At 64.9% G+C, this 18,018-nt stretch carries 24 protein-coding genes; all 24 read left to right on the top strand.

The window, feature by feature from the left end; translation table 11 throughout:
• A complete protein-coding gene (locus VNC39_RS07630) occupies window positions 1-294 on the top strand; it encodes a hypothetical protein (protein WP_325397781.1) in 294 nt (97 codons plus the stop codon).
• A 159-nt stretch (window positions 295-453) separates the two neighbouring features.
• Window positions 454-882: a hypothetical protein gene (locus VNC39_RS07635; protein WP_325397783.1), complete on the top strand. Its 429-nt coding sequence runs from the start codon at window positions 454-456 to the stop codon at window positions 880-882.
• Window positions 883-1,524 (top strand): hypothetical protein, encoded by a 642-nt coding sequence (locus VNC39_RS07640; RefSeq protein WP_325397785.1) that lies wholly within the window; start codon window positions 883-885, stop codon window positions 1,522-1,524.
• A gap of 3 nt (window positions 1,525-1,527) precedes the next feature.
• On the top strand, window positions 1,528-2,511 hold the full coding sequence (locus VNC39_RS07645; protein WP_325397787.1) for a hypothetical protein: 984 nt from the start codon (window positions 1,528-1,530) through the stop codon (window positions 2,509-2,511).
• Entirely contained in the window at window positions 2,508-3,272 is a 765-nt protein-coding gene (locus VNC39_RS07650; RefSeq protein WP_325397789.1) for a hypothetical protein, read from the top strand. Before VNC39_RS07645 ends, VNC39_RS07650 begins: the two co-directional genes overlap by 4 nt.
• Window positions 3,272-4,666: a hypothetical protein gene (locus tag VNC39_RS07655; protein ID WP_325397791.1), complete on the top strand. Its 1,395-nt coding sequence runs from the start codon at window positions 3,272-3,274 to the stop codon at window positions 4,664-4,666. The genes VNC39_RS07650 and VNC39_RS07655 overlap by 1 nt, the downstream gene beginning before the upstream one ends.
• A 30-nt stretch (window positions 4,667-4,696) precedes the next feature.
• On the top strand, window positions 4,697-5,482 hold the full coding sequence (locus VNC39_RS07660) for a hypothetical protein (RefSeq protein WP_325397793.1): 786 nt from the start codon (window positions 4,697-4,699) through the stop codon (window positions 5,480-5,482).
• A gap of 81 nt (window positions 5,483-5,563) precedes the next feature.
• On the top strand, window positions 5,564-7,123 hold the full coding sequence (locus VNC39_RS07665) for a phage tail protein (protein WP_325397795.1): 1,560 nt from the start codon (window positions 5,564-5,566) through the stop codon (window positions 7,121-7,123).
• A 15-nt stretch (window positions 7,124-7,138) separates the two neighbouring features.
• Window positions 7,139-7,561 (top strand): hypothetical protein, encoded by a 423-nt coding sequence (locus VNC39_RS07670; RefSeq protein ID WP_325397797.1) that lies wholly within the window; start codon window positions 7,139-7,141, stop codon window positions 7,559-7,561.
• Window positions 7,558-8,136, top strand: coding sequence for a hypothetical protein (locus tag VNC39_RS07675; RefSeq protein WP_325397799.1), 579 nt, complete (start codon window positions 7,558-7,560; stop codon window positions 8,134-8,136). The genes VNC39_RS07670 and VNC39_RS07675 overlap by 4 nt, the downstream gene beginning before the upstream one ends.
• Window positions 8,137-8,150: 14 nt before the next feature.
• Window positions 8,151-8,318 carry a hypothetical protein gene (locus tag VNC39_RS07680; protein WP_325397801.1) on the top strand — a complete coding sequence of 56 codons (168 nt, stop codon included), beginning with the start codon at window positions 8,151-8,153 and terminating at the stop codon, window positions 8,316-8,318.
• 73 nt (window positions 8,319-8,391) lie between these two features.
• Window positions 8,392-9,570, top strand: a complete 1,179-nt coding sequence (locus VNC39_RS07685; protein WP_325397803.1) for a hypothetical protein — start codon at window positions 8,392-8,394, stop codon at window positions 9,568-9,570.
• Window positions 9,567-10,412 carry a hypothetical protein gene (locus VNC39_RS07690; RefSeq protein ID WP_325397805.1) on the top strand — a complete coding sequence of 282 codons (846 nt, stop codon included), beginning with the start codon at window positions 9,567-9,569 and terminating at the stop codon, window positions 10,410-10,412. Before VNC39_RS07685 ends, VNC39_RS07690 begins: the two co-directional genes overlap by 4 nt.
• A 3-nt stretch (window positions 10,413-10,415) precedes the next feature.
• Window positions 10,416-10,604 carry a hypothetical protein gene (locus VNC39_RS07695; RefSeq protein WP_325397807.1) on the top strand — a complete coding sequence of 63 codons (189 nt, stop codon included), beginning with the start codon at window positions 10,416-10,418 and terminating at the stop codon, window positions 10,602-10,604.
• Window positions 10,601-11,704: a hypothetical protein gene (locus tag VNC39_RS07700; RefSeq protein ID WP_325397809.1), complete on the top strand. Its 1,104-nt coding sequence runs from the start codon at window positions 10,601-10,603 to the stop codon at window positions 11,702-11,704. Before VNC39_RS07695 ends, VNC39_RS07700 begins: the two co-directional genes overlap by 4 nt.
• Window positions 11,704-12,255: a baseplate assembly protein gene (locus VNC39_RS07705; RefSeq protein WP_325397811.1), complete on the top strand. Its 552-nt coding sequence runs from the start codon at window positions 11,704-11,706 to the stop codon at window positions 12,253-12,255. Before VNC39_RS07700 ends, VNC39_RS07705 begins: the two co-directional genes overlap by 1 nt.
• Before the next feature lie 2 nt (window positions 12,256-12,257).
• Window positions 12,258-12,623, top strand: a complete 366-nt coding sequence (locus VNC39_RS07710; protein WP_325397813.1) for a hypothetical protein — start codon at window positions 12,258-12,260, stop codon at window positions 12,621-12,623.
• The gene (locus VNC39_RS07715; RefSeq protein ID WP_325397815.1) at window positions 12,623-13,768 is read left to right on the top strand and encodes a baseplate J/gp47 family protein; all 1,146 of its coding nucleotides are present in this window, start codon (window positions 12,623-12,625) and stop codon (window positions 13,766-13,768) included. The genes VNC39_RS07710 and VNC39_RS07715 overlap by 1 nt, the downstream gene beginning before the upstream one ends.
• Complete coding sequence (locus VNC39_RS07720; protein WP_325397817.1) at window positions 13,768-14,514, top strand: hypothetical protein; 747 nt, start codon at window positions 13,768-13,770, stop codon at window positions 14,512-14,514. The genes VNC39_RS07715 and VNC39_RS07720 overlap by 1 nt, the downstream gene beginning before the upstream one ends.
• Window positions 14,515-14,670: 156 nt before the next feature.
• Window positions 14,671-15,930 (top strand): hypothetical protein, encoded by a 1,260-nt coding sequence (locus VNC39_RS07725; RefSeq protein WP_325397819.1) that lies wholly within the window; start codon window positions 14,671-14,673, stop codon window positions 15,928-15,930.
• A 319-nt stretch (window positions 15,931-16,249) separates the two neighbouring features.
• A complete protein-coding gene (locus tag VNC39_RS07730) occupies window positions 16,250-16,450 on the top strand; it encodes a hypothetical protein (protein WP_325397821.1) in 201 nt (66 codons plus the stop codon).
• Between the two features lie 104 nt (window positions 16,451-16,554).
• Window positions 16,555-16,902 carry a hypothetical protein gene (locus tag VNC39_RS07735; protein ID WP_325397823.1) on the top strand — a complete coding sequence of 116 codons (348 nt, stop codon included), beginning with the start codon at window positions 16,555-16,557 and terminating at the stop codon, window positions 16,900-16,902.
• Window positions 16,899-17,459, top strand: coding sequence for a hypothetical protein (locus VNC39_RS07740; RefSeq protein WP_325397825.1), 561 nt, complete (start codon window positions 16,899-16,901; stop codon window positions 17,457-17,459). Before VNC39_RS07735 ends, VNC39_RS07740 begins: the two co-directional genes overlap by 4 nt.
• Complete coding sequence (locus tag VNC39_RS07745; RefSeq protein ID WP_325397827.1) at window positions 17,456-17,884, top strand: hypothetical protein; 429 nt, start codon at window positions 17,456-17,458, stop codon at window positions 17,882-17,884. The genes VNC39_RS07740 and VNC39_RS07745 overlap by 4 nt, the downstream gene beginning before the upstream one ends.
• Window positions 17,885-18,018: the final 134 nt, after the last annotated feature.

Genomic DNA, 18,018 nt, shown 5'->3' on the forward strand with positions numbered 1-18,018 from the left:
ATGGCCACGGGCAGCATTTCACCCTTTTCTCCGATCGGCACCACGATGATTGCCGCCTCAACCGGCGCAGTCAGCGGCATTGTGGCGGCAGCTGAGGCTTTGCTGGTTTACAACGCCACGGCGGCGACCGCTTTCGTCGCGCTTGGCGGCACCGCCACCATCACGTCGACGCCGGTTCCGCCTGGCGGGCGACAGCTGTTCGCGTCGAATCCGTTCATCACCCGCGTGTCGGTGATGCTCGCGAGCGGTAGCGGCGATGTGTATGTCACGGCCGGCAGCGGCACGGCCTATTAAGAAAGTGGCCGCTTTTTTGAAAAAAAGCGGCGCAAAAAACTTTTGTTATGCTGGGCCGGAGGCGGTGAAATTGCACGGGCCCAAAGTTAGTAAAGTTTTTTTGCTACTTTTTGTTCACAAAAAGTAGTCCTTTTTTTCTTGCTTTTTTGAAAGCACATCATGAGCGGCAGCACCCCGGCATCGCCGAGCGACCAATACAGCAATGCGGCGTTTTCTGACGATGAGAAGACACAGATTCGCCGTTTTTGCGGTTATCCCGCTTACGGTTCTGGTCCGGCGGGATTCCAGGGCTGGCGATTTTTCCAGGCTTATGGGCTGATGGAGTTTCGCCTGAACAATTTGTCGGAGCCGGAATTTGCGGTGGTGCGTCAATATCTGGCGACGCTTTATGCGCTGGAAATGGCGATCCCGGCTGCGGGGGCGAATCTCGCCACCGATGCGGCGGCGGCGTGGCAACATAACAAGGACGAGGTGGCGCAACGTGTGGCGCTATACGACACTTGGCGGCGCAGGCTCTGCGATTTCATGGGCTTGCCTCCCGGCCCCTTTCTGCAGCCCGGCGGCAATAACATTTCAATGGTGGTGTGAGTGTCTGAAAGCGCTATCGCGGCTTCCATAAATCTTGGGTTGGTGCAGACGGCCAGCATGCTCGGCGTTCCCCATAGCTGGTATCGCCCGCAAGGAGCCGGGCCTGTCGTCGCGGCCGGCAATCTGCGCGGTACGGTGATGGCGTATGTGACCAGCACGCAAAATCTGCAGCCGCAATCGGCGGCCTGGGGGAAGGCGGATCGGTTTGCCGCCTTCGATGCGGCCGGCTTCTTGGCAGGCGATTATCTGGTGGCGAACGAGACGTATTTTCTCGCAGAGATCATGCCGCTGGCGAGCGCGTTGCGTCTTGCGTTGTGCAATGAGGTGTTTGCGTGGTCGCAGATGCAGCGTGCCGCCGTGGGCCCGGGAAACCGTGCCGGGGCGCTGATGGCGGTGCCGCAGGCGACGGGCTGGCCTGGCTGGTTGCAGCCGAGCGAGCGCCGCACGGCGCCGGACTTGCACTTGCCGGGCGATGTGGATCAGCCGAACGCGCAAATTCTGCTGCCCGCCTCGCTTCCCGGGCAGATCGCGCGTGGCGACCAGCTCACCACTGGTGAGACGCAGCCGGTGACATGGACGGTGCAGTCCGCGGTCCTTTCCGCCAATGGCTGGCAGATTACGGCGATCCACGCAGGAGCTTGAACGATGGCGACCATCGACGATGTGGAGCAGGGCGTATGCAACGCCTTGGCGGGGTTGCTGTATCCGGGCGCGCAATATCAGTTCGGGGAGGTGGGGCGTTGCGCCGCGCCGTGGCTCGGGGCGCCCGGCGCGCCGCTGCTGACGATGCAGACGCGGCTTTATATCGGCGAACCGAGCAGCAGCGAGCTTGAGGAAGACATCGCTGCGAATATCAGCAATGTCGGCGTCATGCGGATTCAGGGTACGACCCGCAATGCCACGCAGTTCCTCCCGCACTGGCAACAAGTGACCCGCGCCGCGCCGACCTTCACGGCTGCGACCGGCGGCCCCGGCGTGGTGTTCGGCGGTACGGCGGGGCCGGGCATGGTGGTGGGGGTGACCGTGGACAAGGTTTGTTATGCGCGCCGCCTTTGTGCCGCCGATACGCCCGCGCGTGTGGCGGCGGCCTTTGCGGCGATGATTCCCGGCGCGAGCGCGGCGGGCGCGGCGCTGGCCTGCGGGCTAGGCGCGGCGGCACGGGTGGTGGCGGATCAGGTCGTTTTCTATGCCACCGGCCAGCAGGAGACGGTGATTTCCGTGACCATTCTGGCGACCGCCGGGCCGGGGGAGAATGGCTATTTGAAGCGCGCTGCGCTCGGGCGCCTCGTTGCCGGGTTGAAATCGCTGCTGACGCCGGAAGGAAATCTGACGCGCTTCATCGGCCTGGCCGATGGCACCAGCGCCCGGATTCTCGCCGAAGATGAACGCGACGACGATACGCCCAGGCGCGACGATGTGTGGCGCCGCTGGCTTTCGTTCCGCTGCCTGTTCGACGAGGGCGTGCTGCAGACGCAAGCCGCCGCGCTGGCGCCGCTGCTGCTGGTGGGTACGGGCGCCGGGCGGATTTTCTGGGCCGGCGACGGGCCTGCCATGGGCGGCGTTCTGACGGATGGGGATGGCAACGTGATCGGCGATCTTTCAGGTGCGATGCTGGGAAGCTTCTCATGACCAATTCTGTTACGGTTTCAGCCAATGGGGCCGGCATGGTCGGTGCGGTGCTGGCAGTGACCGGCACGGTGTCGCCGGCGGGCGACATGGTGCAGGTGCAGCTTTCGACCAGCGCCACCACCCTGCCGACCGGCGCCTGGACGAGTGCGGCTACCGCGCATGGCGTGTTTGCGGCGAACCTGACGCCCGTGGCAGCCGGCACGTGGTATGTGTGGGCTTATGACCCCATCACCGGCGTGCAGGCTGTGAGCGGGGCCGTGCTGGTAGCCTCTCCCGCGTTGCAGACCGTGGCTGCCTTGCCCATTCCCACCGCGGTGGTGGCGAGCCTACTGGGCGGGAGCGCCGCGGGGGAGACGCCGGATGAGTTGCCGGAAGCGGCACCGCCAGCGGCCAGCGACACCGCTTTGGTGGCGCAGAGCGGCAAAGCCATTCTGGCGCAGCCTTTCAGCGCCATTGCGGAATGGCTCGCCGCGCAATTGCCGGGATTTCTAGTGCCATCGGTTTCTGTCACGGCTTCGGTCGCGCTGGAAACCGCGTCTCATAATCGGCGCATTCTGGTGGTGGCGGCGTCGGGCGTTACGTTATCGCCGTTATTGGCCTCGTTGGGCGACGGTTTCGCCTGCACGGTCATCAATGCCTCCGGAGCGGCGGTGACATTGTCCGGCATGGTTTCCAACACCGGCGCCATGCAGATCGCGGCCGGTGGCGTTGCACGCATTTATGCCTATGGCGCTGCCCCGACCGTGGTGGTGGCGCTGTGATGGGGCAGATCATCACGGCGGGGCGGTTGCTGCTGGCGCGCCCCGGCCTGGCGCTGATGGCGGCGAATGCGCCCCACGGCGGGGTGGCAAGCGGGCTCGCGAACCTGGCGCTGTTCGGCCACGGCCAGAGCAATGCTGCTTATGCCAATGATCAGGACGGGGCGCTGCTGGCCATGGCGCAAGCCATTGCGACCTATCTCGACGCCGCCGGGACGCCGGCAGGCGTCTCAAACTCTGCCTCGGATGTGAGCGGCGCGGGCGTTTATGCAGGCGTTGCCGGCTATGGCTCGTTTCTCACCTATGGCGGAGATACAGCGGCGGCGGCCAGCGCCGCCGCTTATGGCGCTGACGGGACGGCGATGCTGGGCATGATCGCGGCGTTAGCGCCGGCGGCACGTGCGGCGACGCTGGCCGGCATTCTGTATTGGGGCGAGACCGACAGCGCGCTCACCGCGTTCAGCGGCAATGGCGGTCTCGGATACGCAGACAAGCCTGTCTACAAGGCGGCGTTGTTGAACGATATCGGGCAGATCCGCGCGGCGTTCGGGAAAAGCGCGGCGGCAATGCCGTTCGGGGTGTTTGGGCCGCCTTACGGTACGCCGACGGGAGCGGCGATGGTGCGGGAAGCCTGGGTGGAGCTGGCCGCTGATCCGGCGAACAATCTGGTGTGGGCCGTGCCGCAGACTTACGATTCCATCACGCGCGGCAATAACTGGAATGCGGCAACCGGCGTCGAGACATTGGGCCTGCCCAATCCCGGCCATCGGGACGCGGCGGATAATGTGGCGTTCTATCGCCGCGGGGCGCTGGCGATGGCGCGCGCGATCCTCGCCAGCAACGGTTTGGCGGCTTCTTTGTTGCCGGCAGCGCTCGGTGCTGGGACGGGACCGCGGATTGTCGCGGCCACGCTTTCGGGCGCACGTGTGGTGCTTACCATCCAGCATGATGGCGGCACCGATCTGCTGGTTCCGGCCTTCGCCCCGCCGAATGGCGCTGACGCGCCACTGCCGGCCCAGGGCGTGGGTTTCAGCGTTATGGATGGCGGCAGCGTCACGGCCCCCGGGACGATGATCCGGGCGGTTGCTTGCACCAGGCTGGATGCGACGCATCTGCAGCTCACTTTGGCGAGCGCGCCCACCAACCAAGCGAGTGCCTGTCGCCTGTTCTATCCCTGGCCGGACGAGATGTGGGCGGACCAGCCGCTCACCGAAATCGGCCGCGGTTGCGCGGTGACCGATAATTTCGGGCAGATCGCGGTGCCGGCGGATTATGACTTGAATCAGCTTCTCGGGGCCGGCTGGCGTATGAATATGCCGTTGGGTTCGCCCGTTTCGATGACGGGGAGCGGGGCTTCGGCCAACGCCCGGTTCGGGATCGCGCTCTCTCCGGCGTGACCGCATTTTTCTGAAGTTCAAGGAATCACCATGGTTTTTGCACCTAGGCCGCCGGTGAACGAGCCCGGCGCGACGCAGTTCTCTTTCGCTGCCATCGAGGCGCTTGCGGCCGCGGCGGTGGGGGGCGCGATTGCCCTGACCAGCGTGCCGACCACCGGAACGGCCGGGACCACGTTGGCGATTGCCGGCACCGTGACGCCGGATGACAGCGCGGTGCAGGTGGGGCTCTCGACTTCCGCGACAATGGCGCCCGCCGCATGGGTGGCGGCGACGGTGACGGGCGGCACATGGAGCGCCAGCCTCAGTCCAAGCGCCGCCGGCACCTACTATGTGTGGGCTGAGCAAGCCGGCAGCACCGGCGTGCGGGTTATTTCCGCCGCCCTTACGGTTAGCGTGAGCGGTGGCGCGCCGACCATCACAAACACGTACGGGGCGACTTACACGTGGGGCATCAATCCGGCGGATGCACCGGCGGCGACCTATTCGTCGGCGACCAACGGCGCGGCCGCGGGCGGGACGCCTGCCAGCTCGATTCCCCTGCAATTCACGCTGTCTCCCGCCGACACCGCTAGCGGCGACACCGCGCATATCTTTTGGACCACGACCGCGCCCACTACCATTCCCGCCAGCGGCGAAAGCGGCGTGACCTATGGCAGCAGCGGTAATACCGCCAGCCTGATCAATAGCGGGTCGGCCGTCGCCGTGTTTGCCGCCGTCCCTAACGTTGCCGGAACATATTATCTGTCCGTCTGGCTCAAATCCGCGAACGGCGCCATGCAGGGCGGTGCCGTGCTCTCGCCGATTACGATTACCTGACCGCAAAATTTTCGGGGTCCGGGGCCTTTCGGCCCCGGCGGAGCCCGCTTTTATCCTTCCTTGCCAATAGGGAATTTGCTCATGCCGATTGTTCAAAGTGGCACGCTCAACACGACGGCGCTGATCGTGCCTGATCTTTACGTCGTGATCGTCCCGCCTTCCGTCACGCAACTGAACGGCGTGCCGACCGATGTTTTGGGCGTTGTCGGCACGGCCACATGGGGTCCGGTCGGCGTTCCCACCGTGATCGGCGACATGGCGGATTATGCCGCTTCCTTCGGCCCGGTGATGCCGCGCACTTATGACATGGGCACCGCCACGGCGATTGCCGTGCAGCAGGGCGCGCAGAATTTCCGCTGCGTGCGCGCTTCCGATGGCACCGATACCAGGGCCGCCGCGACGATCCTTTCCGCGTTGACGCTGACGGCGAAATATACCGGCACGCTCGGCAACAACATCGTGGCGACGATCTCCGCCGGATCGAAGACGAGCAGCTGGCGCATCACCATCTCCATTCCCGGCTTCACGCCGGAAGTGTTCGACAATATTCCCGGCACCGGCACGACAGTGTGGGCGAACATGGCGAACGCGATCAATAACGGCTGCAGCGCGCTGCGCGGCCCGTCGCAGATCGTGACCGCGAGCGCGACCGGAACCTCGGGCGCCATTGCCGCCGCCTACGCGTTTGCCGGCGGCACCGATGGTGTGGCGAGCATGACCGACACGCTGATGCTGGGCGTGGACACTCCGCCTTACAGCGGCATGTATGCGCTGCAGGGGCAGGGATGCGGTGTCGCCATGCTGGCGGATGTGACGACATCCACCACGTGGGCCACGCAGATCGCGTTCGCGGTGGCCGAAGGGCTTTACATCATGATGACGGATCCGCCGGGCGAGGCGCTCAGCGCCACGGGCATCACCGACGCGGTGACCAACAAGCAAACGGCCGGCGTGGACTCGCCCTGGGCGAAGCTGATGTTCGGCGATTGGGTCTATTGGCAGGACACCGCCAACAACGTGCTGCGCCTGGTTTCGCCGCAAGCCTTCGTGGCGGGGCGCCTCGCCAACCTTTCGCCGGAGCAATCCTCGCTCAACAAGCCGCTTTACGGTGTGGTCGGCACGCAGAAATCTGGCGTGCCCGGCACCGGCCAGCAGAGCGCCTATGCCAGCGCTGATCTTTCCGTGCTGTTCCAGAACGGGCTGGACGTGATCGCCAACCCGCAGCCGGGCGGCGCTTATTTCGGCGTGCGCGGCGGCTTCAACACCTCCTCCAGCGCCGCCATGAACGGTGACAATTACACGCGCCTGACGGATTACATCGCGGCGACCTTACAGGCCGGCATGGGCATTTATGTCGGCCAGGTCGTGAACGCGCAGATGTTCCTGAACATCAAGGCGACGTTGCTGAATTTCCTGAGCGGGATGCTCAGCCAGGGTCTGCTCGGCAGCACCGATGGATCGGCGCCGTTCTCGGTGGTGTGCGACGCCAGCAACAATCCCGCGGCCCGCACGGCCCTGGGCTACGTGCAGGCGGACGTGCAGATCCAGTATCAGGCGATCAATGAGAAATTCATCGTCAATGTCGAGGGCGGGCAGACGGTGACGATCTCGTCTTCGTCCGGCGCCGGCTCGGCATCGTAAGGGGAGAACTGATCCATGCCGCAATTTACCATTGGTGAAAATGTCCGTGCGACCATGATCGGCCCTTACGGACCGATTACGGTGCCGGAGATGACGCAGATCACCACCAACCCGAACCAGAAGCGGGTGGACGTGCAGACGCTGAACGGCGTGACGAACTCGGTGGTGGTGATGCGGGGCCCGACCGGTACGATCGAGTTTGCCCGCGTGAACAACCAGATCGAGCAGCTTTACGAGCAGATGTTCCAGGCCTGGCAAACCGGTGCGTCGATTCCCACCGGGTCGCTCACGCTGACCATTTGCGAGTTGAACGGCGCGCAGACCACGCAGCATTTTGCCACCGTGACCTTCACGATCACCGATATCGGCCGCTATGAGCCGGGCCGCTCGGTGTTGCAGAAAATCGAGTGGGCTGCTGAGAGTTTTAGCAACGCATGATCGCCATAACCCTGGATGACGGCCGCGTCCTGGAGCTGAGGCCGGTCGAGCCGCATGAGGCGATGCAGCTGGCCGAAGGCGTGGACGCGCCCGGCACCGGCCGCGAGCAGAAGCTGAGCGGCAACCGTGTGTGGTGGAACCGCGCGCTGCAGGCCGCCGCGGTGCGCAGCATCAACGGGATTCCCAACCCGTTCCCGTTCTCGCGGACGCATATACGCGGGATGATCGGCGATTTGGGGGCGGCGGGCGTGACGAAGATCGTCGAGGCGCTGCAGGACATGGTGATTGCGCCGGACGCGCGCGCGATCGAGGCGTCGCCGCTTTCCGCTGTCGAGGAGTTGGATCTGTTCGAACTGGCAGGCGATTATTCGGACGTTCCGGGCTGGATCGCCGCGGCATATCTGGCGGCGCAGGTGCGCAAGATTGATGGCGCAGCATTGGCTTTTCCCACGACGCAGGATGATGTGCGCGCGCGGGTGGAACGGCTTGGCGCGTCCGGGCTGTTGGCGGCTTTCAATGCGGTGCGCCCGGCTGAACCGGAGCCGCGGTTGAGTGAGGTGGCGGCAAAAAACTAGCCGGCCGCCCGACGTTGCGAGAGGCGGTGTTTCTGGCGATGGCCGGGGCCGCGCCCTCGATCGAGGCCGCGCTTGCCATGAGCGCGACACGCCGGGCGGCCGTGATGATGATTGCCAGGGAGCTCGAGGCGCAGCGCGCACGCGCCTGGCTGCGGATGATTGCGCCAAGCGCGGAGGGTTGATGCGGCATCGTTATGCCGCCCGCCTCGGCGCTCTCTGTCTATCGTTTCCATCATTCAGGCCGGAAGGCGCGCCATGCCGGACATCGATCTTTATGAAATCGGCGTTGAATTGCTCGGTGATGAGCAGGCCGACGCGACGATTGTCCGGTTGGGAACGCTGCAAGGCGTCATCGATCGGGTCAATGCCGCGCTGGCGACGAGAGGCGGCCCGACACCGGCGGCGGTGAACCACGCGAGCAAGGAAGCGGGCACGTGGCGCCGGCATCACCCCGCACGCCCCTTAAGCGGCACGGCGGACGGGCAAGCGGGCGGCACTGTGCCGTCACAGCCGGCGCGCGCGCCGGCTGCCGGCCTCACGCCGGCCGCCGTGCTGACGGTCATCCAAGCGGCCCACGCGCCGAACCGCAGGCCGCGCGCCTTGGCGCCGACGGTATCTAACGAACTGTTGGAGCGGGGGGGCACCCAAGCCGGCCGGATTGCCGTGCCGGAGGCTGGGCGCCTGATCGCGAAGGCCGGGCCGAGCAGCATGCAAGATTTGCGCGGTCCGCAGGCGCTGTCCAGGAAGCCTGGCGGGGCCGATGAGTTCCTCACCGGCATCCTCGTCAGGAAGATCGCATTGCTGCGGGATCCGTTTCCGTGGCGCGCGGTCGACGTTGAACCCGGAGCAAAAGCGCACGCGCCGTTGCAACAAACGGCGGCCGGCGCGCGCGATTTCGGCGGGCTTGTGCGTATTGGCACCTTGACGGGCCGGACCGACAGGGCCCCGATGCCCACCCGTCTTTTGCACAAGACAAGCAAGGTGGATGAGGCTGGAGCGCACGCCGGCACCGTGATCGAGCGCACGTGGCGCCGCCTTCAAAGATCGGGTGGAACGGAAATCGCGGCGGGAGATGCCGCCTATTCAAGCACTGCCGGCATGGGCGCAGGCGGTTTTGGCGCCATCGGTGCGATCGCGACGGCGACCAAGGCAGCGGCCGCGCCATGGGCGGCACGGGGCCGGCCAGCCGGAGACCCATCGCTGGCGGACGGCATGACCATGCCCGGTGCAACGCCCGATCGGCCGCTTTACGCCAGGATTATCATCGACCAGCCGATACCCACGATGGTGACGAACCATGACATGCTGACCAGCGCGACGGTCAGCGCGATTGCCCAGCATCAAAGCGCCATGCCGACCGCGCCCACAGGCATGAACAACAACCTCGTGCCGCCGGCGCCGGGCGTGCCGGCCCCAGGATCGTATCTCCCATGAGCATGAGCATCAGCGGTTCGGTGCTGTCGGCGGTGCAGGCCGCCGGGCAGATGTTCGGCGGCTACGGCATTTTGACCATCGGGCCGATGCAGCTGACCGGCATGGAATTGCCGGACTCCATGCCGGTGGGCGGCAAGCAGATGATCGGTGTCTCGACCATGGTCGGCGGCGGTCTTTGCCTCGATGCGATGGGGCCGGTCGAGAACAGTATTTCGTGGCGTGGCCAATTTACCGGGCCGAACCGCACGGTGCGTGCGCGGCTGCTGGATTCCATCCGCAAGAGCGGTTCAGTCGTCACGCTGGCCTGGGATGTGTTCAGCTATCAGGTGATCGTGGCCGAGTTTGCCGCCGACACGCGGTCGGTGGACCCGGTGCCGTACAAGATCACCTGCATCGTGTTGGAGGATAATTCATCCCCGACCGGGAACACGCTGACCTCGCTTGTCAGCCAGGTTGTGGCGGATGTTTCCAGCGGTAACGTGGTGGGCGCGCTCTCGTCGCTCTCGGCCGGCGTCGCGACGCCGATCACCACCGCATCAACTTCGGTGGCGCAGCCGGGCGCGACCACGCTGGGCACCGCCGCCTATGACGGGGCGGTGGGCGCGGTGAACGCCGCCAGCGGCGCCATCAACGCCGCCGCGGGGGCGGCGAACGGCCTGCTCGGCCAGTTCGGCACCAATCTGTTGGGTGTGAGCCAGGCCGCCACCACCGCGGCGTCGATCCCGGCCGTTGCCGCCGTGATCAACGGCGCGGCCGGCGCCGCCGGCGATGCCGCCAATCTCCGCGTGGCCGGCGGCTATTTCGGCCGCGCCGCCACCAACCTACTGAATGCGAGCGCCTGAGCCATGCAGCAAGTCACCGTGACCGGCACCACTCTTTACGCGCTGGCGGCCAAGTATCTCGGCGACGCGACGCAATGGATACGTATCGCCCAGCAGAACAATCTTTCGGACCCGCAGATCAGCGGGGCGCCTGTCACGCTGCTGATTCCCGAACCCAACCTGAACGCCACCGGAGGCGCGCCGAGCCAATGAGCCAGAGCATCGCCCGCGCCCTGCGCGTTCAAGTGCTCGCCAACGGTGCGGCGCTCACCGGCGTGCTCTCGGTGCAATGGAGCGATCCTTTGGCCTATAATGTGGGCAGTTTCACGATTGCCAAGGGTTTCACGCCGGTGGACGCCAACGGGCCGGCCTGGTGGGCCAACACGGGCAATAAACAGATCGATATTGAAATCAAATTGGCGCTGGCCCCGACCGGCTATGTTTCGATGTTCACCGGCCAGGTTGACAGCCACTCGCTTGACCCTTTGCGCCGTACCATCAGCTTGCGCGGACGCGACATGGCCGCGCAATTTCTCGATACGCGCATCACCGAGACCTATCAGAACCTGACGGCCTCGGAAATTGCCGCGGCGCTGGCGCAGGCGCACGGGATGACGGCCCAGGTGACGCCGACCACTACGCTGGTGGGGCGCTATTACAGCGCCGATCACGATACGATGGCCGCCGGCGGATTCTCGTGCGCGGTGAATGAGTGGGATCTGTTGTGCCTGCTCGGCCAGCGCGAAGGCATTGTGCCCTATGTGCAGGGGAATGTACTCCATTTCCAGATTCCGGGGACGCCGCCGCCGTACTATGCGCTGTGGGTCGGCCAAAACAGTGACGGCGTGATGCTGAGCAACTGCAAGACGCTGAGTTGCGAGCGCGCCTTGACGATGGCGCGCGACGTGCAGGTGACGGTGAAATCCTGGCATTCCGGCAAGAAGACGGTCGTAACGGGGTCTGCCGTGACGAAGACATTGAAAGCTTCCGATCCTGCGGTACCCAAGACCCTTTACGTGTTCGAGATTCCCAACCTGACGAGCGCCCAGGCCGCAGCCGCGGCGCAGCGGCTTGCGCAGGACATCGCCCAGCATGAGCGCACCATCACCGCCCGCCTGCCGGGCATCGCCACGCTGACGCCGCAAACATTGTTCACGCTGACCGGCACCGGCACGGATTATGACGGTATCGATTATTTTTCCGCCCAGGTCACGCACAGCGTCACGCCTCGGGGCGGCTTCGAGACCTCCATATCGGCCAAGAATTATTCGCCTTTGTCGCTTTTTGACGGCGCGAGCGGAGCGTTGATTTAATGAGCATGCAAAGGTTGATGGCGGCGCAGGCGCGCGGCGTGGTCGGGCAGGTGAGCCAGTTCGGCGCGCCGCGCTTCGGGCTCGTCGCCTCCTTCAACCCGCAGACCTATTGCGCGAAGGTGACGATCCAGCCGGAGAACACGTTGACCGGCTGGCTGCCGATCCTCTCCGCATGGGTCGGCGCGGGCTGGGGCTTGGTTGCGCCGCTGCCGCTCGGCGTGCAGGTGCTGGTGCTGCCGGACCGCAACGACGCGCAGCAGGGCGTGATTGCCGGCGTGCTGTTCTCCGATGTCGATACGCCGCCCAGCACGGCCGCCGCCGGTGAGGTTTTATTCCGGCACAAGAGCGGGGCGTTTCTGACGCTGAAAAATGACGGTTCGGTGTATATCGCCGCGCCGGGCGGGCTGAACATCAATGGCAATGTGAGTGTGACCGGGACGCTCACCGCCAGCGGCGATGTGATCGGCGCGGGCATCAGCCTGGATAATCACGAACATCCTTACACGCCCGGCACGAGTGGTTCGGCGCTCACCGGAAAAGGGCAGGGCTGAGCATGGCTGACATTTCCCACATGTTCGGCGGCGATCTTGCGTTGAGTGCCACCGGCGATTTGCTGGCGGTGAGCGGTGATGCGCTCACGCAACAGCGCGTGCTGCGGCGGCTGCTGACCAACGCCGGAGATTATATCTGGCATCTCGCCTATGGCGCCGGGCTCGGCCAGATGGTCGGCCAGCCGGCCAACGCGGCGGCGATCGAGAACATCATCCGCGGCCAGATTTTTCGTGAATCCTCGGTGGCGCAGGTGCCGGCCCCCATTGTGACCACCACCGCGAACAATGACGGCACGGTGGCGGTGACGATCCAATATGCCGACGCCGTGACCGGCGCGGGTTCAACGCTCACATTTCAGGTCAAGTGATGCAACTCTCCCTGCAAAATTTCTCGACCATGTTGAACAACATGGCGGCCGCCGCGCAGGCCGCCGCCAGCCAGGCGCTCGACCTGCTGGTGGGCTCCAGCTTGCGCGCCATTTTCGAGGCCGTGGCGGGGCTGTGCCTGTGGCTGCAATGGCAGAACGTGCAGGTGCTGCAGATGGCGCGTCTGACCACGGCGGCCGGCACCGATTGCGATAGCTTCGTGGCCGACTTCCCGCTGTTCGGTGGGCGCCTGGTCGGCGTGGCTTCGTCAGGCCAGGTGACGTTCGGCCGCTTCACCGCCACGCAACCGGTGCAGATTCCGGTAGGGACACTGGTGAAGACCAATGACGGCACGCAGAGTTTCACCGTCGATCTCGATACGACCAACGCCGCCTTTCAGGCGGACCCGAGCGGCGCGACGCAAGGCTGGTTCACTCTGGCGGCCGGCGTGGCGAGCCTGAATGTCGCCGTCACCAACGCCGCCGCCGGGACCACCGGAAATGTGCTGGCCGGCACGATCGGGCTGATCGCTTCTTCCGCGCCGGGCCTCGACACCGTGACGAACGCCAACGCCTTCACCAACGGCTTGAACGCGGAGACCGACACGGCGCTGAAAGCGCGCTTCGGCCTGTGGTTCAGTTCGCTGAGCAAAAGCACGCCGGCGGCGATCGACGCAGCCGTGGCGGACGTGGCGCAAAACCTCACCTGGCAGCAGATCAACAACACCGATGCCGGCGGCAATTTCGCGCCCGGCGCCGTCACCGTGGCGGTGGATGATGGCAGCGGCGCCACGCCGTCCAGCACCATCGCCCTGGTGGCCACCGCCGTGCAGGCGGTGCGGGCGGCGACGATCAACGCCTATGTGATCGCCGCGGCGCCGCTGGCGGCCAATATCAGCATGACCCTGACCTCGGCGCCCAATACCAACCACGCCGCCGCCGTGGCTGCGGTGCAGGCGGCACTGGCGGGCTATATCGGGGGCCTGGGCGTCGGCAACAAGCTGCCCTACACGCGCCTGGCGCAGCTGGCCTATGATTCCAGCAGCGCCATCACCAACATTACCGGCCTCACTTTGAACGGCGGAACGACCGATCTGGTGCCGAGCGATTTTCAGGTGGTGCGCGCCGGCGCCCTGACGGTGGCGTAATGGCGACCGGAGATCAGGCTGATTTTCAGGCGCGGTTGCGCGGGCTGCTGCCTGCCGACTGGTTCGCCGATGCTGCGCCGGTGCTGGACATGGTGCTGGCCGGCATCGCCAATGCGCTGGCCGCCATCTATCTGCTGACCGCCTTCACCCGCGCGCAGACGCGGCTGGCGACCACGCAAGGCGGGTTCGTGGATCTGTGGGCGCATGATTTTCTCGGTGACTCGATCATACGCTTGCCGCAGGAGACCGACACAGCCTTCAAGGCGCGGACGCAATGGACCATCACCGCGCCGCGCGGCACCAGGGCAGCGCTGACGGAAATGCTGGAATTTCTCACCGGCAACGCGCCGCGCGTGGTCGAGCCGGCCAATACCGGTGACACCGGCGGCTGGGCCGGGCCGCTGGGCACAGAAGGCGGCGGCACGTTCGCCTGGGACGATGGCAGCGGCACGGTCGGGGCCGGCGCGTGGGGTAGCCTGTTGCTGCCCTATCAGCTCTTCGTGACGGTTGTCCGGCCGTCTTTGCAGGCATCGGCGAGCCTGGGCGGCTGGACCGGCGCGCTCGGCACCGAGGGCGATGCGCTCGGCGGCTGGAGCGGGGCGGCACCCTACACCAGCAACAACGGCTCGCTCGCGTTCACCGACGACAACATGGTGGCGGCCACGCTCACGGATTCATTCCTGATCGCCGCTGTGTACGCCTGGATGCCTGCCGGTTCCATCGCCTGGGTCAATCTTTCGAATTAGAGAGAAGCAAGCAGCCGCTTTTTGAAAAAGCGGCGCAAAAACTTTTATTTACGCTGGGCCTGAGGCGTTGAACCGGCACGGGCCTAAAGTTAGCAAAGTTTTTTGCTGCTTTTTGTTCACAAAAAGTAGCCTTCCTTCGTCTGGCAAGGACATTTCATGAATCGCACCATCGCCTATCCAGGTTCGCTGCCGAAATCGGCAGACTTTCTCAATGCGCAACGTAACGCCATGATTTCGGACGGGGCGATTTTGCAGGCGGTGTTCGGCACGTCGCCGGTGGCCTCGGGCTTTACCTGCACGGCGCTCGCGGTGCCGGGCATGGGCGTGCAGGTTTCCGCCGGTGCGCTGACGCAATTCACCAGTGTGGACGCCACTGCCTATGGCGAGCTGCCCGCCGATCTCACGGAATTCTGCGTCAAGCAGGGGATCAATCTCGATTCCACAATCTTGAACATGGCGGCGCCGACCACAGTGGGCCAGTCGATCGCTTACCTGATCGAGGCGACTTTTGCCGAGGCCGATGGCACGCCCGTGGTGCTGCCTTATGTGAACGCCGCGAATCCAAGCCAGCCCTTCGCCGGGCCGACCAATAGCGGCGCCGCGCAGAACACCACGCGCAACCAGACCGTGACGCTGGCGGTGAAAGCCGGTGCGGCGGTGGCCACGGGCACGCAGACCCCGCCGGCGGCCGATAACGGCTATGTGCCGCTGTTCGTGGTGACCGTGGCCTTCGGGCAAACCGCGATCACCGCCGCCAACATTGCGCAGCATCCGAGCGCGCCGTTCCCGCCCTATACGCTGCCTCAGCTTTCGCCCGGATTCTCCCATCAGCAAGCCTTTGCTGCCTCCGGCACTTTTACCGTTCCCGCCGGTGTCACGAGAATCAAATTCCGTGTGTGGAGTGGCGGCGGCGGCGGCGCTGGATCGGCGGCCTCGACCATTGCTTTTGCCGGCACTGGCGGCGGCGCGGGTGGTTATGCGGAACTGGTCGAGACCGTGACGCCGGGGCAGGCAATTGCGGTGACGGTCGGACAGGGCGGGGCGGGGGGCGTGGCCCAATCGCCCGGCGCCAGCGGCGGGACATCCAGCGTTGGCACGTTTGTCACGGTCACGGGCGGCGCAGGCGGCGCGTATCAGGCCGCCTTTGCGACCACAAACACCGCCGGCGGCCAGGCGGTGGGGGGCATCGTGAATTTTCAAGGTGGCTTTGGCGGCATCGTCATGATGAATGGCTCGACCGGCAACGGCCTTGGCGGCGCGGGCGGCAACGCGCCGCAGGGCGGACAAGGCGGCGTCCAGAGCAGTGCCGCCGCGGGGCCTGGGCAATTCCCTGGCGGCGGCGGCGGCGGCGCCGGCGGCCCCGGCGGCTTGACCGGCGGTGCCGGCGCGAATGGCCTCGTGATTGTGGAGTATTGATCATGGCACTCTATGCGCTCATTTTGAACTCGCAGGTCGTGCAGCTTGCGAACACAGCGTTCCCGGTTGCCTTGCCGCTGCTGTGGACCGGCGATATTTCCGAGGTCACACCGGCGCCGCAGGTTGGGTGCCAAGCGGCGCAAGCCGGCGGGGAATGGACATTCACTGCCGCGCAGGCCGCGCCGAGCCCGACGCTCGCCGAGCAGGCGGCCGCGCAACTGGCCGCCGGCGTGGCGGTGACGTTCGCCACCAGCACCGGCCTAAGCGCTACCTACGCCACCACCCTGGCGGCGCAGGTGAAGCTCATGGCTGAGGCCAATTGGCTGATCAAAAACAACAGCTTCATAACGGCACCACGACTCTGGTGCTGGTTGACGCGAGCGGCACGCAGCGTTCGTTCAACCCCACGCAGTTCGCGGCGTTGGAGACGGCCTATGCGCCCTATGTCTCGGCAGTGGATCTGGTGGCCGACAGCAACCAGGGCACGCTGCCGGCCGCGACGCTGACGGTGAGTGCGTGAGAGGCGTTTTTGCGCGCGCCTGCTGTGCCGCCGGTGCATTCGTCGTCGGCCGCCTCGCGCAACTTCGCATTTTGCTAGTTCAAGCCGGCATATGGGAGGATCGCTTGCTCAATGTCGTCGATTTCGACGGTTCCGCGAGCATGACCGTCTCCACGCACACCGCGCTCGCGGCTGGCTACCGGCCCGGCAATATACGCCTGCCATTGCCGCAGCGGAAATGGTGGGGCTGCGTCGGCTGCCGCATGCTCGCCTGTATCGTCCAAAAATCGCATTGCTGGAAGGTGATGAACAATGTGCCGATGGCAGCGCAGAATTACCTGCGCGCCTGCCTGTGCATCTCATGGGTTCTTATCGGGCCTTTCTGGTTTCATTGGTGGGCCTTTGCCGTGGACGGCGCCACCATCGTGCCGTTCGCGGTGATGGAGCAGATCAGCCGATGGGGGAGAAAATGACCCGTGTTGTCCTGCTCCTGATCTTGCTGCTTTCCGATGCCTGCTCGAGCGGCATCGTCACGCTGCCCCCGAAAGAGACGGCGACTCAAGAGTTGATCATGTCGTCGGCGGCGCGCAAAGCTGTGGAGAGTTTGTCCCCTTTTGCTGCATCGTCAGCCTATGTGGACGGGTCTGACTTCACCGGCAGCAAGTTCGAAATTGCAATATTCAAAGCCTGGCTTCTGCAACATGGCGTCGGGCTGGCGGCACAAAAGAACGCCGCCGTGACCATCGTTCCGTATACCGCAGTCGATTCCTATAACTTCAAGTCCCTGCTGTTGGGCGTGCCCAGGCTGAAGCTTTCGGCTTTTCTCAGCACGCCGGAGATCGCGTTGTACGGCAAGACGACGGAGATCGCGATCAACCAGATCTCGTTTTACGCCGTCGATAACAAGACGGGCAATGCAATTGCGGTCGAAACCAGCAAGTTTGGATTACAGCCTTACAGCATTACAAAAATGCTCTTCGTGCTGCATTTCGAGCGCCCGAAACTCGCGTCTGACCAGAGGGCGCCATGAGCCAGGCGATCGATGGCGGCGCGCCGGGGAAGCGCAAGCGCGTGCCGAAGGAGAATGAGGCGAGGGGGAGGGGGATGGGCGTTGAACGAGACGTCGGTGAGTTGCGTGGCGATGTGAACGGGTTGTTGTCGCGCCAGCAGAGCTCCGACGCATCGATCGTCGAACTCTTCAATCAAAACCGGCAAATGCTCAAAATATTTCATGATGGGCAAATAAACGCCCAGAGAGACCGTGAAACCCTGGGCCGGACGCTTGGTGACATGATTGCCGACAGTGCCAAGCGGCAGGAGGAGCGTTACGAGCGGCTGGCGCAGCAGCTCGCCACGCAGCGAGGTACGTTCGGCACGTTTCGCTGGATGTTCGATAGCCTGGTGCTGCTTTGCGGTGGCGCGCTGGCGGGAATTGTCACGCATTTCGTTCGTTAGATAAGAAAGAAAGCAGCCGCTTTTTGAAAAAAGCGGCGCAAAAACTTTTGGTTGCGCTGGGCCGGTGGCGCTGAAACCGCACGGGCCCAAATTAACAAAGTTTTTTGCTTCTTTTTGTTCACAAAAAGAAGCGC

The sequence above is a fragment of the Acidocella sp. genome (genome assembly GCF_035535915.1).
GTDB lineage: Bacteria > Pseudomonadota > Alphaproteobacteria > Acetobacterales > Acetobacteraceae > Acidocella.